Raw genomic sequence first — 15928 nt, forward strand, 5'->3', positions numbered from 1 at the left:
AATATTGGAATTCATTAATCGTTTAAGGGCGAGTAATTAGCTTTATTTGCAAAGTAATTCAATTGTCCATTATGGAAGATGAAAAGCAGAATATATTTCTTGAACTCCAATCCATCTTATCATCTTATGTATCACCTCTTGTTTGTCAAGATAGACAAAAAAAACGCTATGACATCTATGAAAGCAAGATCGTACAGGTGGGGAAAACAAAGAAAGATGGCATCTTTTTTGCTTCTGTTATAATCCAGAAATATCACGTGGGATTCTACGTCTTCCCGATCTATTAACTTAATTTGGTTTTAATATTATTTCACCCCATATCGAAAATAAGGGGCATAAACCCAAATAGCTTCAACATGATAATTATTCCAGAGGAAAAAAGACATGATACCTGCTGAATTCCTTGTGGTTTTCTTTGGACTTATGGCAGCTATATCCTGGGGTGCCGGAGATTTCAGTGGTGGATTTGCATCAAAACGTGCAAATGTCTATAGTGTCGTTCTGATAACCCAGGCAGTCGGAGTTTTCCTTCTTGCAGCGTCAGCTCATCTGATGGCAGAAGAAATGCCACCTCTTGGCGGTATGGTCTGGGGAGCTGTTGCCGGCGTTTTCATCAGCATCGGGCTTCTGGCTCTTTATCGTGGCCTTTCACAGGGAAGAATGGGATTTGTAGCACCTATTTCCGCAGTGGTAGCTGCTTCCGTACCGGTCATCTATGGTGCATTCTATGAAGGGTTGCCTGCTGTTCATCAAATGATCGGTTTTGCTTTTGCATTTGTAGCAGTCTGGCTCATTGCAGGTGGAGGAGACGAGAGCAGCAAAATAGAACGCACAGACCTTATACTCCCATTGATCGCCGGAACGGGATTCGGACTGTTCTTCATATCCATTGACAGGGTTAGTGATACGGCTGTACTCTGGCCCCTTACCGCTGCAAGGATCGCAGCTGTAATAACATTGCTCGTATTTATCGCATTAAGCAAACAGGTGTACATACCACCTAAAAATGTCCTTCCTGTAGTTATCATTGCAGGGATCTTTGACACAGCAGGAAATACCTTTTTTGCCCTGGCTTCCCAGGCAGGCCGGCTGGACATAGCTTCCATCACATCTTCCCTGTATCCTGCAGGCACAGTATTGCTTGCATGGCTGATACTGAAAGAAAAGCTTTCTTCAAAACAATGGACAGGAGTAGCCGCTGCTCTGGTTGCGATCGTATTCATCTCGGCCTGAAATTGTAGGCTAAGTGTCTTTAATCTAGAATTTACCGGGAAGCTACAAGAACAGCATACATTTCATACCAGTAAGGATAAAATATTCGTTTAAATCCGGCTTCTTTCAGCCTTTCCCGAAATTCCGCAAGTGTATCTATCCTTTCATAGACCCTATCCAGAGAAAGCAACATCCCTTCAACCTCTTCAGGGGACATACCCCATTCCAGCATATACTTTTTCCATTGCGACCTATAGATCATCTCTTCCCATTTGCTTTCAGGCCTGAAAATGTCACCTTCGAGGAGCATGCCGCCTGGTCTGAGACTATCATGGATCTGTTTGAAAATACGTGCTTTTTCATCTGCTGGTAACGCAAAGAGACATTGTGTAGAGATCACAAGATCAAAACTGGTCTCAGGCCACATTTTCAGGATATCGCCTTCGATAAAGGTAATATCTTTGAGTTCAGGCTTTTCCTTAGCTATCGCCAGCATATCAGGATCCTTATCGATGCAGGTAATTGAGACTTCAGGTCTGGCTTTCCGGATCATGCTGGTAAGAAATCCGGTTCCACTGCCCAGTTCAAGTATTTCCTGTTTTCCTTCAGGGATATATTCGATGACCGTGGAGAAAAAAGCCTGCCAATTCGGAAGAGCCTGTTTTTGCAGAAGGTCATATCTTTGGGGAAGGTTATCAAAAACAGATGGAGTCATTATATTACCTTAAAGGATGGTTGTAGAACTATTATTGTATGCCCACATATAGAAATTACTGAAGCCACTGAAAATAGTGGCTACAGATAATAGATATATAACCTTCGTTCAGGATTCTTTTCTGAAACAGATGAACCAGTCCAGACAGTATTTGCCTTCTTCTTCTGTTTCAATTCTTTCTTTAGCGGCTCCGCAGGATCCTGGTGGTGGAATAATGACATCGTCGCCAGGCATCCAATTTGCCGGAGTTGCAATGTTCTCTTTATCAGATTTCTGCATTGCAATTATCATTCTTTTGATCTCATCCATATTCCTTCCGTTTGATAATGGATAGTAAAGGATTGCCCTTACCTTTGCTTCAGGATCAATAATGAATACGGCCCTCACCGCCTGATTATCGGAAGCATTTGGCTGCACCATTCCAAACATTTTAGCAACTTCCATTTTGAGATCTGCAATTACAGGGAACATGACCTCAACATTCTTCATCCCCTTGTACTCGATCTTCTCTTTGATTGTCCTTAACCAGGCAATATGTGCATACTTGCTATCAATAGACAGACCTATCAGTTCAGTATTAAGTTCACGGAATTCTTCCTGCATACTGGCAAATGTCATGAATTCTGTAGTGCATACAGGTGTGAAATCTGCAGGGTGACTGAATAATATTACCCACTTACCCTTGTAATCCTCCGGGAAATTTATCTCTCCCATAGTTGTATCTGCTTTGAATTTAGGTGCATCATCGCCGATCAGAGGCATAGTAACACGTTCTGTATTCTCGGATTCACTCATAGATTGTTCTCTCCCTGCCAAACTCTTTTAAAGAATATATTAAAATTTCAGATATTACTATATATAACTATTCAACATAATTAACAACGTTAACACTTGCAGTAATTTCACCCAATGTCGAAAAACAAGATTATAGAACGGCTTTTAGTAACATTTTTCAGAATTTATATTTCAATGGATAATCGAAAAATCAAATAATTCTGACATTTAAGCCTATATTGATAGGTATCTTTATTATGTAAATCTCCCCAATTCTTATTGGGGGTTTCTACATGAACAAATACCAGATCACATTTCTACTGTTATCAACACTGGCCATTGCTGCTGTATCCGGATGCAGTACATACGGACCTGACTTTGGAGCCGAAGACATAGAATATTTCAGTGGCGAATATGAAGCAGATAACAATACCACTTTGAACGTTATCAATGTGAACGGACAGATAGAGATCAACAGCTGGGATGGCGATAAGGTCGTATTGGAAGCTATCAAAAGAACCTTTTATGGGGAAGATGAACTGCAAAAGGTTCACATTATTGTCAATAGGATCGATGATGAGCTGAAAGTGGAAACAAAATATCCTGCTATTGAAAATGTCAGGGTTTCAGTTGACATGAAGATCAAGGTTCCGGAAAATGTTACAGTTGACATTATAGAAACGACCAATGGAAATATAGTGATCTCGGACACAAAGGGAAATACTACAGCTATAACCACCAATGGAGCTATAACGATAACTAACGTCGACGGATACATAAAAGCAAGATCCAGCAATGGTGCACTGGACATCCGGGGAACAACAGGGATCGACGAGCTGAAGACCACAAATGGAAAAATAGAAGCCCAGATCTTTGACATTAAAGACGATGTGGATATCAGATGCACTAATGGAGCAATTACCATCTATATAGATCCGTCATTGAACGCTGAGATCGAGATGGAAACAACTAATGGTTACATTTCAGTGAACGAAGTAGAATTAGTTGTAACGAAGATGGAAACAACTCAGGTAGAAGGGATCCTTGGTGAAGGCGGTAATAAGATCGATATAAGGACCACAAATGGTTATGTGAACCTTAACAAACTTGTTGTTTGATCAAGGTTCATTTTTTTCTATTTTTATATTAGAGGATCTTTGCTTCTGTCACAATAACACGAAGATGAAGCCCACTATCCCCAGCATGATACCGTTCTGCATGACCAGCGATACAACCATTATCCTCACACCCAGATTCGGACTGAAGATCCCAACATAATAAGGTAGCATGGTTCTGATCCTTGCAACACTTGCCAGTATCCTTCCGATGAGAAGTGCAAGAATTATATCCTTCGAAGAGAGCATCTCTGTTTCTAAAAGATTACCTGCTATGGTAAATGCAGCTATATTACTGGCAAACCAGCCGGCGATTATGGGAAGGCCCTCGGCAGGCACATATTGGATCATGAATGAATCTTTCATTATGGATGCTGCCCAATCAAAAAGACCTGTATCCATCAGCTGGAAAACTATGATCGATACAATTGTCATAGTCAGGACGATCCTTGTAAGAGATGAACGGGACCTCTTTAAGGACTTCACAGAGGCTTCCCGGAAGCTGATCTTTTCGGTATTGTTGTGGATATTCCCCGAAGGCCGGGGTGTAAGGATAAAACGTGCCACTATCAATGCGATCATTGTTTTCAGGAAACCGATGAGTACAACTATCCCCAGATAGATAAGCCCGGTAGTTCCAAGCAATATGACCATCACAGGCAGGAGATCCCTTGAAAGTACGATGCCTGACGGGAAGGAATTGACCATTGTCGCAACGATGGTTTCCCTTCTATCGATGTGGCTGTCATCGTGCAGCTTTGCGATCATGGAGTTACCTGCAGCCGAGGAACCAAAAGATGTCAGAAAACTAAGACCTATCTCTTCCCTTAGGTGACCAAAACGCATCAGGGGAGATGCCAGAAAGCCCAGCTTATTCACCCAGCCCATCTCCACCATAATGTCCATTATCAGGGTTCCGATAACGATCGGCGGGATGACCTTGATGAGATAGTCAAATGCTGAGTATAATCCATCGATCCACATTTGCGTTCATATTCTCCATATCAGATAAGAGCCTTACGTGTTCTTCCTAAAAAGAGCAAACGAATAGGAAACAAAATAAGATATGTAACAACAAATGCTGGCCGAAAAATTGCAACACTCTTAAATAAATATCAATACATATTTTATATTGGCAGGGGGAGTGCTAATGAACCAGAGGTTCCAATTGATCAGAAATTTCCGCAATATATCTGGAAAGAAACTATACAAACATTGTATCGTAAGTATCGTTCTTGTAATGGTCTCAGCTTTTATTATCCTGACGACAAATGTTGCTTTTGCGATCGAAGAACCGGCATCTGAATTTGAAAGCTGTGAACCTTGCCATTCAGATATTACTGCTAATTTTTCATCATCCCTTCATTACACCGGTAGCAGTATGAAAGGAGAATATGAGAAGGGTGCAGCAGGTGAATTTGGAATTGATATGGATATTTTCTATGAGGAAAGGGGGTGCTCTTCATGTCATGCAACCTCCTGTACATCATGTCATACCGGTGAGGGAGGACATGGAGATGATATAACTCTGGAAACATGTGACCAGTGCCACTTTAAAAAGCAGACATCATATTTCCAGGGAGAACTTCCTGCACATAAGGGTGTAGCTCCAAATGCAGATATCCACTATGAAAAGGGACTTGAATGCACAGACTGCCATACCGCAGAAGAGGTCCATGGTGACGGAGTTGCTTACGAGTCCCAGATGGAAGCCGTGAAAGTAACATGTGCTGATTGTCATACCGATCCGGAAAAGACGGTAAAGGGTATGGATGTTACGCAATATTCACCGGATACCCCTGCACATAGCATACATGACGGGAAACTCGATTGTTCAGCCTGCCATTCCGGCTGGCTCATCACCTGTGAGAATTGCCATCTGGAAACCGGCCAGCTGGACAGAATAAATGTAGACAGGTTCTACCTTGCAAGATCGGTAGATGGCACGATCAAACCGTTCATCAATATGACCACCTCTTACAACGGTTCCACACATACGGCTTTTGCTGAATGGGGACCTCATACAACCACCAGGGAAGCAAAAGATTGTGTATTCTGCCACGAGAACACCGAAATATTCTGTGGAGATCGTGAAGCAGTGATACTTGGCGCTGGTGGTTCGTTCCTGTCACAGGAAACAATAGACAGGATAGCTGAAGCCCCACTTGATGTTGAAACTGATGCCGAAAGAACGCCAGGATTCATGGTTTATATGGCGATCGCAGGAATACTGGCTGTTTATTTTGTGATGAGACGGGAATAATATTGTTCCCTTCTTTAAAGAAATTGAGCTTAATATCAGAACCAAAATAAAACAGCTATGTGGTCACATATTAATTCTACTTGATTACAAATAAGCCAAAGCTAAACACCCCTGATGTTCAGGAAATAAATTCAGTTAGAATTGCGCCCATATTATATTTACAATTGATAGAAGAGATCACTTAGAGACCTGCCACAGAAAAATCAATTTGTAGGTAAATAGGAATTATGTAAAACTTAAATCAAGATAAATCGACTTACTCTAATTAGGCAAATCAGTTAAAAAAGATAAAAAGAAGGGTTAATTGAACCCTTCAGAATTACTCAAGATCCTTTCTTCTTACAATAAATGCAACTGCAAGTAATCCAGCGATTGCAAACACTGCCTCAAATCCAGGTAGTCCTGATGGCTCTTCCGTTGTTGCTGGAAGCTCATCTGAAGTAGTATCATCGATACCTTCATTGTCTTCAGAATCGGTGGTTCCATCAGCACTGTCGTCACCATTTGTCTCATCTGTAGTATCTTCTGGCTGCTCGGTATCTTCAGCAGGAACTATACGTGCTCCGCCACTACCGCCACTGCTACCACCACTGCTGGTGCTGCTAGACGCAATTGTGAAAGAAGCAGATGATGATTCAAATGAAGGCTTTGCTTCATCGCCTGTGTTCAGGGACAATACAGCAGTGTAATCACCGGTATCAAGTATAGTTGTGTCAAGAGTGATAGTATACTTGTACTCAACAACTTCTCCACCTGCTCCGTAGCCATAGCCATAGCCGTAGCCATATCCAAAGTCATAGCCATATCCCAGTCCAGAATCATAGCCATACCCATCACCTTCACCATATTCTGATGGTAACGGAACTGTGACAGCTTTAACTGTTATACCTGAAACTTCTGATAGTGCCTTTCCATTTGTAAAGAACTCAATTTCTTTATCAGTAGGACCTGTGATCCCCAATGAGAAACTATCAATTGGTACATAACTGTCAGTATCTTCAATTGTCGCAGTAACATCAAATGATACAGAAGTACCCTTTGTATGAGTACTTCCATTCAAACCTGCAATTTCCATAGAAACAGCACTTACAGGACCTGATAAGACCATCATTATTACAACGGCAATCGTTATTCCAATACTAACATATTTTCCATGTTTTTTGGTTCTAGATTTCGATTGCATATTCAACCTCTAAGACTTAAAAGACCACATTCCCATATATAAATAAGTGGTTAGTTATCTTCAAGCTAGTATTACAAGCAATAAGCTATATAAATTTGCCGAAACTTTTGTCCATAGTTATGAAGTTCGATTGTCGTGACTGAACATGAAATATTAAACATTGGGAATTTATCAAAGAGATGCATCATCATCATTATTAGCAATAACACTTTGCAAATATTCGAGAATATCATCTTTCATGTTCTCATTGTTCAGCGCAAAATTGATGATCGCTTTCACATATTCAACTTTATCTCCGGTATCATATCTTGTTCCATTGAACTTATAACCATACACTTTCTGGGACCGGTTAAGATTCCTAATCCCATCAGTGAGCTGAATCTCGTTCCCAACCCCGGATGATGTTTCCTTTATACAATCAAATATCTCAGGAGTGAACACATACCTTCCAATGGCACCGATATTGGACGGAGCCTTGTCTACATCTGGTTTTTCAACGATGTCTTCCAGAACATACAGGGAATCATCCAAGAGCTTTCCTTTTATGATCCCATAGCTGCTTACCATTTCTTTCGGAACTTCTTTAACTGCAATGGTGGAACGCCCGTATTTCTGGTAGATATCTATGAGCTGCCTGGTACAGGGACGTTCATTTACTACGATGTCATCGCCCAAAAGCACCGCAAATGGTTCATCCCCGACTACCTCACCCACAAGAAGAGACCCACCAATTTTCTCAAAAAGCTCGGCATCCCCGAAGACCGCTACCACATCCAGATGCTCAACAACCCCTACGGGAACACACTCGAAGACGACTACGATTCCATCGTGGTCTCCTCCGAAACCTACCCCGTAGCCCTGAAGATTAACGAACTGAGAAAGAAATCCGGCAAGCCCGAAAAGATCGTCAGGATAGAATACGTCATGGCCGATGATAACATCCCTATTTCATTCACAAGGATCGTACACGGGGAGCTCGATATACATGGATATTTGAAGAGATCACGGTGTTAACATAATCTATGATGTTTGAAGAGCAGAGCCAGAATACTGCATAAAATACGGAAGAACAACACTTTCTTAGAAATTTACCTTCAAAGCAGTTGTAAGATACTGTATATACACATAGCAAAAACCAAACCGATTGACTTAAATATTTTTATAACCGTAAGCAATCCAGTTCTTAATCAAATCAACTTGATTATAGATTCAGTAAGTACAATATATAGAGGTGTTAGTATTGAGGTATACTGAAAAAACCTGCCCTGTTTGTGGGAATAAGTTCGTTGTAAATGAAAAGGTAGCAGACAGAGTGTTATTCTGCACACTCGGCTGTTGTTCCAAAGCTATGAGGGATGAACCAGAGAGCGTTGTTTTAGAAGCTTAATCTGAAAAAACTAATCATAGAAGGATCTGGAAACGGTTTTGAAAGGTGCCGATGCAGTCGCTATTCTAACCGCTCATGCCGAATACTTCCAGCTGAACCCCGTCGACGTAAAGACTTCAATGAGCCAAAATATGCCGGTTGTTGTGGATGGCAGGAACGTTGTCAAGCCTGAGGAGTTTATTGATGGTGGGTTTGTTTATCGGGGTATTGTGAGAGGGGATGTGAACTGAAAAGAGATTTTTTAAATTATTATCATTTAAATTCAAAAATCGAAGTAGGAGAGAGACATGCTATCCGTTATCATTCCAGCATATAATGAAGGTCATCATATATGCAATAAACTATTAAAAATTAATGATGAGTTGAATACTTTTTTGATTCAAGACAAAAATAGCAATCGGGAGTGAATACAATAAAATCCATAATCCTTGCCGGTGGTTCGGGAACTCGCCTTTGGCCTCTTAGCCGTGAACAGTATCCAAAACAATTCCTTAAATTTGGTGAAACGTCCTTGTTCCAAAGTACTTTTCTTCGCTGTCTTGAGATTACGGATATTCCTGAGATCTTTGTTGTGACAAACGGGTCTCAGAAGTTTTTCGTGCTTGGACAGATTCAGGAACTCGGGTATGAACTCCCAGAAGAGAATGTCCTTATCGAACCAGAGGGCAAGAATACACTTCCTGCCATATGTTTTGGGATGAAGATAGTTGAAAAGAGATTTGGAAGGTCTGTTGTTGGCGTATTCTCATCGGATCATGTGCTCGACAGGTCCGCAATGAACACTATAGCTGCCGCAGAGGAGCTCGTATCGGATTATCTTGTAACCTTTGGAATATCTCCCAGTTCCCCAAATACGGGCTATGGATATGTAAAACCTGCTGAATCTCTTGGAATTGGGCACAGGGTTTCAGAGTTCAGAGAAAAGCCAGACTTTGAAACCGCTAAACAATACATAGAAGAAGGTTGTCTCTGGAACAGTGGAATGTTCCTTTTTGATACCGCACTTTTCTTTGATGAACTCAAAATCCATGCCCCTGAGGTCTTTGGATGTTTTGAAGGATCAAATGAAATTGATGATATTTACAAGGATGTACCAAGCATCTCGGTTGACTATGGTATCATGGAAAGATCGAGCAATGTGGCTGTCGTAAAGCTGGACCATAAATGGAGCGATCTCGGGAATTTCTCAGCGATCTATGATGAATTCGAAAAGAACAATGATGAAAATGTGATCTATGACTGTGATCATGTTACACTTAACTCGAACAGGAATCTTGTTCACTCGATGCCTGGAAAGGTAGTTTCACTGATTGATGTCAATGATATGGTTGTTGTGGACACTCCGGATGCATTACTTGTATGTCCTAAGGAAAGCAGCCAGAAGGTAAAGGATGTGGTTAACGAGCTTAAGAGCAGGAATGATGAACGGGCACAAATTGGCCAAATAGTATACAGGCCCTGGGGTTCTTACTCAGTGCTTGAAAGTTCCCAGAACCATGTTATAAAGAACATAACTGTTCTTCCGGGTCGGAAGTTAAGTCTACAGTTACATTACCACAGAAGCGAACATTGGGTAGTTGTTAAAGGAATGGCCTGCGTCCAGGTAAACAATGAGAAATTCTTTGTAAGGCCAGGTGAGAGCACCTTCATAAGGGCAGGTGAGAAGCACAGGCTATCGAACCCAAGCACAAATCCTCTTGAGATTATCGAAGTGCAACTTGGAGAATATGTGGACGAGTCAGACATTGTTCGATTTGATGATGAGTATGGGCGAACAGGTTAATGTGATATTCTTATGGTTATGAATGTACTATTTATTTGCCATACATAAAATTAAAAATTTCTAACCGAAGTTTAAAATCATGAAATGTATACTCTTTAAAATCCAACTTTGCTAGTCAAAATAAATATAAGTGTTCTTAGTTGTGTTTGTATTTTTGGTCGAATCAACATAACTAAGAACAGTTATTAATTTTGACTGTCAAAGTTGGGTTCGAAATATTTATGAACTAGGAAAAACTCTTTAAGGAAAATGATTTAGAATTAACAACAACTACAAGCCAAAAAAATAACATTCCATTCAGATATTTGTAGAGAATAAACGAGCATCCGCTTTAAAAAATTAGTGTGAAAATGTGATGTTAAATGAGTTCAAACTTACCCTTCGATAAAGAAACTCTTGAAACGCTTGCAATCGATGTTTTCAGGAATCTAACACTCGTTTCCCTGTTGTTCTTTGGAATAGATCTGCTGGTGTTGCCCGGCTATGTAGACTTCTATATCGGGAGAGAACGGCTGCTCTACCTTCTGTTCATATCTACATACATCCACGTCTTCCTCTATGTGAGAAAACTTGAGAGAACGGATACCATCCGTTTCAAGAGATCTAATAAACTGATAAGCTATACATTCTATGCCCTTATGACCAGTGCTATATTCTGCTACCTCCCATACCTGGTCTCAAGCAGTGCAGCAGTACCTATTGTAACAGCAACTCTTGCCCTCGGTCTTACCACATTCTACCTGCGAAGATCTGAAAAGACATTCTCATATACATTACATCCAAAATTGACCTGGAGATCGTATGTGATCGACCATGAGACCATCTATCGATATATCTCATTGTTGTTCTATGGTATGCTGTTGCTGGCTATTCTGAATATGATAGTGCACTGGTATCCTCTTGCAAGTGTAGGATTACAGGTAACAAAGGTGACCATTGCTATAGGAATCCTTTCCATATACTTCAACAGAGAACAGGTACGTCATCACCTCCAAATCATCCAAGAGCTTAATCGAAACTATTCCAGATTTAAAATTATCGATACCTTCGCAGCATATCTGAACAGGGAATGGCTGACCCCCCTCACTCAATGCATCCGAAACTTCGATCGAAACGATCTCAGACATGAGAGGATTAACAGTATCTTCTCCCACACATTCCTAGGATTGATACTGGTCCTTGCAATACAATCAAGTGCATTATTATTGCTACCTGAAACTTTGAAAACACCGATAACCTTGGCAACCCTCATTCTCGGTGCAGCCACTTACTACTTGAAAAGAACCGTACCAATCTCCTCATTACTGCATAAAGGAGATCATGAAAACAAACATGAGTTCAGGTACAGATGGATTAATGATGCTATACCCTATGCATTTTACTTACTGCTGATCCTGACCCTATTATCCCACATCCCATGGCCACTCGATGACTTGAAAACAGAGATCATGGTAGCTGCGATTATTTTTGGTATTTTTACCTTTTGCTTAAACAGGGAAAGGGTTGAGGCAGAAATAAAACTGGAAAAAAATCGGGAAGAAAGGGCAGAAAGGAAAAGAGAAGAAGAGTTTGATAGGAAGTTTACCTTTTTAACAGGCTTGAATCTGGATTATGCTATCTCTGAAAACTGGAAGGAAGGGAATTATGGTAATCTGGTATTTCGGGTATTGATTGCACCTTTTGTATGGATTACAAGATTGCTATATAATTCTGTCAGGTGGATGTATAAAGAGGAGGGGTGGTATAGTGCTGGACTGATTTTGATTGTTGGCATATACTTTTTTGTTCAATTTTCGATGTTTCAGTATCCCGGCAATCATCCTGATGAATACCATCACATTATAGCGGCTAAAAGCTTAGTTGAAACTGGAGAATTTCCAATACTCAATACATATTTAGAGGATAAGGGGTATGTCAGAGGAGCGCCTATTTCATATTTAATTGCTTTCTTTTTTTCAATATTTGGAATGAGTTTATTTGTTGCAAAATTAGTGCCGATCAGTTTAGGATTTATAAATTTATTATTATTATCTGAAACTTCAAAATCTATTATATCAAATAAAAAAATAAGATTTGTATTATTACTTACATTTGTATTAAGTTCTTGGTTAGTTTTTAATCATTTTTACATAAGACATTATGTATTTCTTGAATGTATGTTACTATTTTTAGCTTTTTTAATATCCAAACTAAATGATACCATTTCATATCAAAAATCGAATGGGTTGATTTATGTATTTATTGTAGTTTTTATTAATATATGCAATTATTTTTTAATGAACGATGTAACAAAATATATTATTCCTATTGCAACAGCATTTGGATTTATATATTTATTTTTGTTTGAATCACATAAATGTAAGATAAAACAGAGAAAACTACAAAAAATATTTGATTTCGATAGTGGAGAAAAAATTTTATTTTTGCTTATACTTTGTATTGTTGGGTTATTATTAATTTCTAATTTTGTAAATCTAACTTCATTAATGGATGCTTTATTAACGGGTACTACAAATACTGCATCTGAACATTTTAATTTTAATAATTTTTTCTTTGGTATTTATCTGTTTTTTACATTATTCTTTATTATTGGAATGATAGGGAATATAATGTTCAATGATAATAATAAAATTATATATTTTTTAATAGTGCCTCTTTTATTATTGCATTACATATCAAGTGAATCTGCCCAAGTTATGAGACTTATGATCTACTTATTACCACTATTCTATTTATTATCCTTTTATGGATTGGAAAAAGTTATGAATAGTTTTCAGAATAAGAAAATTATTGCAATCCTATTAATTTTCTTTCTAATTACGACCGTAAGTATTTTGCAAGATGATAAAGATCGAATTTTTTCAAAAGGATATCCTGTATTTCCTAGCGAAATTGGGTACCATGAATACGAACCAATGTATAATTACTTGAAAAATAACCTTTCAGAATATGTTATAATTAATACTGAATATAATATTCAAAAAGAGAAATTTTTTGGAGTGGAAACGGATTATAAGCTTGATTTCAAAAACGTTTTTGATCAACATTATACACATTATTATGATGAAAATAGAGAAGTATATAGACAAGTCTATACAAATACACCAGTTATAAAAGATAGAGATGAATATAATTCTATAATTTCAAATGAAAAGGTATGCATAATTCTGAGCGATCATGCAAATCATTTTTTAGAAAACTCAGATATTGCTGAAATTAAAAATAATTTTAGAGAAGAAGCAAGATTTATAGGTTTCACTATTTATTGTAAAGATTGATACAAATCCTCATACATCTTAGCCTGAATCTCTAAGGCATACTCTTTTTCTGCTTTTTTTCTTTTATGTAGTCCTAATTTATTATTTGAAAGACAAAATTCAATCCCTTTTGCTAAATCTTCTACATCAAATGGATTAGCAAGATAACCATTTTTTTTGTGTTCGATTATATCAGGAATGCCACCAATTTTAAATGCAACAACAGAAGTATTGCAAGATATTGATTCTAATGAAACCAATGAAAAGCTTTCTGATCTAGAAGGAACAATCGTAACGTCAGCAGCAGAATATAATTGATTTAATTTTTCTTGTTCTCTAACTAAACCAAAATATCGAACTGGCATTTTTGCTTTTATTTCAAAATCTTTATTATTCCCAAATACTAATAATTCTATATTGGGTTGTTCTTTTAAAAAAACCAAACTTTTTAAAAGTAAATCAAATCCTTTGTTTTTATCGGTCGTTGCAGACATAGCACCAAACAATAAATATTTTTTCTTATCTGACAAACCTAAATCTTTTCTTGCTTTTCTTTTGTCAAGTAACTTAAAGACATCTAAATCAATCGAATTCGGAATTCTAATTACATTTTTATTTTTTAATAAAGAACTATTTTCAGCACATCCTTTTAGCCAGTTACTTGGAGTTACAACAGTGAAATTAACATTATCAAAAACTCTTTTCTTATTTAACCATATATTTCTACTTAAATCCAATTCTTTGCCTGAACATAATATAGGACAGTTACCACACTTGTTTTCATATTTTTTGCAAGAATGCGGGATATGGCAACCCCCTGTAAAAGCCCACGAATCATGAAGAGTCCAAACTATAGGCTTATTTAGTTTACTTAATTCTTCAAGTTGATTAATTGATAGAAAAGTTCCATTGATCCAGTGAAGATTAATAATATCAGGATTCATTATTTTAATCGTTCTGATTAAAAAGAAATTAGGAAAGTTACCAATACTAAATATTTCTTTTTTTCGGCCAAAATATATCCTTACTTGAAGTTTTTCTATCTGTCTTTGGACAAAAAAAATGCCACGCCAAAAAAAACTGGATTTACCAATTACATAAGGATTATCACTTTGTTTTTTTTGAACAACTATCCAGGAATCTATACCAATTTTTCTTAGACCGGTATGTAACCTGTAAGTAGCTCTTGCTGCTCCACCTGAAATATCATTTGTACATAAATGTAAGACTTTCATTTTTGATACCTTATTTTTCGATAATATTTATAAAAAGATGTATCTTTAATTACACCATATATGATTTTTTTGAATATGTTCTCTTTATAGACCTTTCTGAAATCACTCATAATTTCATGATTTATTTCAATTTTAGGAGGTACTTTTGGTGTTTCTAGTAGATTTAAATTCAATTGATTAAATCTGGTATTTTTACCACAGTGGACCCCTGTTGAATCATTACCTATGTTGTCTACATATGATTTTACTGGATATACACAAAAGGAATCGTTCTTAAAATGTGTATAATCCCATCGTATTGCCCAGGAATCGATCTCCCCTCTCATTTGTTTCATGAGCATTTCAGACTTATCTTCACCGGAATAATTAAATTTTTTCTGCAGGTCTTTATTTTGAATGAAATTTTTTAAATCAGTTACTTCCCAATCAACTTTATCCCACCTATCTTTCCAAGTACCCCAACTCCAAGAACATGCCCTCGGATTAAAATATACATCATAAGGATAGTTGTCAGAAATTTTCATTAAACTTTTTGGATGATTATAGCCTGTTATGGAAAATATATTTTTTTGATTATCATATTCATTAAACAAGTAATTCATATACGTTAAAAATTTAGGAGAGGTCACTAAATCATCTTCTAATACAATAACAGTATCATATTTATCTATCACTTCTGTAACACCAGAAATAATTGATTTTGCCAAACCTAAATTTTTCTTTCTTTCGATTAAATGTATTTCTTTGAAACCTTCAATTGAATGAATATATTTTCTCACTTCTTCTACTTTGGACTTATCCTCTTCTCTTTTTTGAGCATCTGAAAAGATATAGAGGATACTTTGAGAAGATAATGTGTTGTTTAACAGAGATTCAACTGTTCTCTTAGTGTGAACAGGTCGGTTATAGACAAATAGTACAATCGGTGCTAGTTTCATTTTTAATTCCATCTATAATTAAAGAAGTATACTTTAATTCATTTTTATTCCTTTTATTAAACTCAA

General features: G+C 37.6%; 15 protein-coding genes. 8 read left to right on the forward strand and 7 right to left on the reverse strand.

All coding sequences use genetic code 11. The features are described 5' to 3' along the window. Window positions 1–71 precede the first annotated feature (71 nt). Both E7X56_RS07280 and E7X56_RS07285 read left to right on the forward strand, forming a co-directional pair. The gene (locus E7X56_RS07280; protein ID WP_135606149.1) at window positions 72–287 is read left to right on the forward strand and encodes a hypothetical protein; all 216 of its coding nucleotides are present in this window, start codon (window positions 72–74) and stop codon (window positions 285–287) included. Window positions 288–384: 97 nt separating this feature from the next. Continuing rightward, window positions 385–1233 carry a DMT family transporter gene (locus E7X56_RS07285; RefSeq protein WP_135606150.1) on the forward strand — a complete coding sequence of 283 codons (849 nt, stop codon included), beginning with the start codon at window positions 385–387 and terminating at the stop codon, window positions 1231–1233. 31 nt (window positions 1234–1264) lie between these two features. Here E7X56_RS07285 and E7X56_RS07290 read toward each other — a convergent pair whose 3' ends face one another. Continuing rightward, window positions 1265–1927: a class I SAM-dependent methyltransferase gene (locus E7X56_RS07290; protein WP_135606151.1), complete on the reverse strand. Its 663-nt coding sequence runs from the start codon at window positions 1925–1927 to the stop codon at window positions 1265–1267. Between the two features lie 108 nt (window positions 1928–2035). Beyond that, a complete protein-coding gene (locus E7X56_RS07295) occupies window positions 2036–2722 on the reverse strand; it encodes a peroxiredoxin (RefSeq protein WP_135606152.1) in 687 nt (228 codons plus the stop codon). 272 nt (window positions 2723–2994) lie between these two features. On the opposite strand from E7X56_RS07295, the gene E7X56_RS07300 reads away from it, so the two are divergent. Then, entirely contained in the window at window positions 2995–3819 is an 825-nt protein-coding gene (locus E7X56_RS07300) for a DUF4097 family beta strand repeat-containing protein (RefSeq protein ID WP_135606153.1), read from the forward strand. Window positions 3820–3867: 48 nt separating this feature from the next. On the opposite strand, the gene E7X56_RS07305 is transcribed toward E7X56_RS07300, so the two are convergent. After that, complete coding sequence (locus E7X56_RS07305) at window positions 3868–4800, reverse strand: nucleoside recognition domain-containing protein (RefSeq protein WP_135606154.1); 933 nt, start codon at window positions 4798–4800, stop codon at window positions 3868–3870. Window positions 4801–4966: 166 nt separating this feature from the next. On the opposite strand from E7X56_RS07305, the gene E7X56_RS07310 reads away from it, so the two are divergent. After that, entirely contained in the window at window positions 4967–6079 is a 1113-nt protein-coding gene (locus E7X56_RS07310; RefSeq protein ID WP_135606155.1) for a cytochrome c3 family protein, read from the forward strand. Between the two features lie 319 nt (window positions 6080–6398). On the opposite strand, the gene E7X56_RS07315 is transcribed toward E7X56_RS07310, so the two are convergent. Beyond that, window positions 6399–7262 (reverse strand): PGF-CTERM sorting domain-containing protein, encoded by an 864-nt coding sequence (locus E7X56_RS07315; RefSeq protein WP_135606156.1) that lies wholly within the window; start codon window positions 7260–7262, stop codon window positions 6399–6401. Between the two features lie 171 nt (window positions 7263–7433). Next, complete coding sequence (locus tag E7X56_RS07320; protein ID WP_371413358.1) at window positions 7434–8033, reverse strand: UTP--glucose-1-phosphate uridylyltransferase; 600 nt, start codon at window positions 8031–8033, stop codon at window positions 7434–7436. Window positions 8034–8039: 6 nt separating this feature from the next. On the opposite strand from E7X56_RS07320, the gene E7X56_RS11965 reads away from it, so the two are divergent. The 4 genes from E7X56_RS11965 to E7X56_RS07335 all read left to right on the forward strand — a co-directional run bounded on the left by E7X56_RS11965 (window position 8040) and on the right by E7X56_RS07335 (window position 13710). Continuing rightward, window positions 8040–8276: a hypothetical protein gene (locus E7X56_RS11965; RefSeq protein WP_210409257.1), complete on the forward strand. Its 237-nt coding sequence runs from the start codon at window positions 8040–8042 to the stop codon at window positions 8274–8276. Window positions 8277–8675: 399 nt separating this feature from the next. Then, the gene (locus E7X56_RS12200; protein ID WP_135606158.1) at window positions 8676–8879 is read left to right on the forward strand and encodes a UDP binding domain-containing protein; all 204 of its coding nucleotides are present in this window, start codon (window positions 8676–8678) and stop codon (window positions 8877–8879) included. A gap of 173 nt (window positions 8880–9052) precedes the next feature. Next, entirely contained in the window at window positions 9053–10432 is a 1380-nt protein-coding gene (locus E7X56_RS07330; protein ID WP_244603447.1) for a mannose-1-phosphate guanylyltransferase/mannose-6-phosphate isomerase, read from the forward strand. A 362-nt stretch (window positions 10433–10794) separates the two neighbouring features. Continuing rightward, complete coding sequence (locus tag E7X56_RS07335) at window positions 10795–13710, forward strand: glycosyltransferase family 39 protein (RefSeq protein ID WP_135606159.1); 2916 nt, start codon at window positions 10795–10797, stop codon at window positions 13708–13710. On the opposite strand, the gene E7X56_RS07340 is transcribed toward E7X56_RS07335, so the two are convergent. Then, on the reverse strand, window positions 13695–14924 hold the full coding sequence (locus tag E7X56_RS07340; protein WP_135606160.1) for a glycosyltransferase family 4 protein: 1230 nt from the start codon (window positions 14922–14924) through the stop codon (window positions 13695–13697). The two genes, E7X56_RS07335 and E7X56_RS07340, sit on opposite strands and share 16 nt — an antisense overlap. Then, window positions 14921–15874 (reverse strand): glycosyltransferase, encoded by a 954-nt coding sequence (locus E7X56_RS07345; RefSeq protein ID WP_135606161.1) that lies wholly within the window; start codon window positions 15872–15874, stop codon window positions 14921–14923. Before E7X56_RS07345 ends, E7X56_RS07340 begins: the two co-directional genes overlap by 4 nt. Window positions 15875–15928 lie beyond the last annotated feature (54 nt).

The organism is Methanococcoides sp. NM1 (assembly GCF_900774285.1).
GTDB classification, from domain to species: domain Archaea; phylum Halobacteriota; class Methanosarcinia; order Methanosarcinales; family Methanosarcinaceae; genus Methanococcoides; species Methanococcoides vulcani.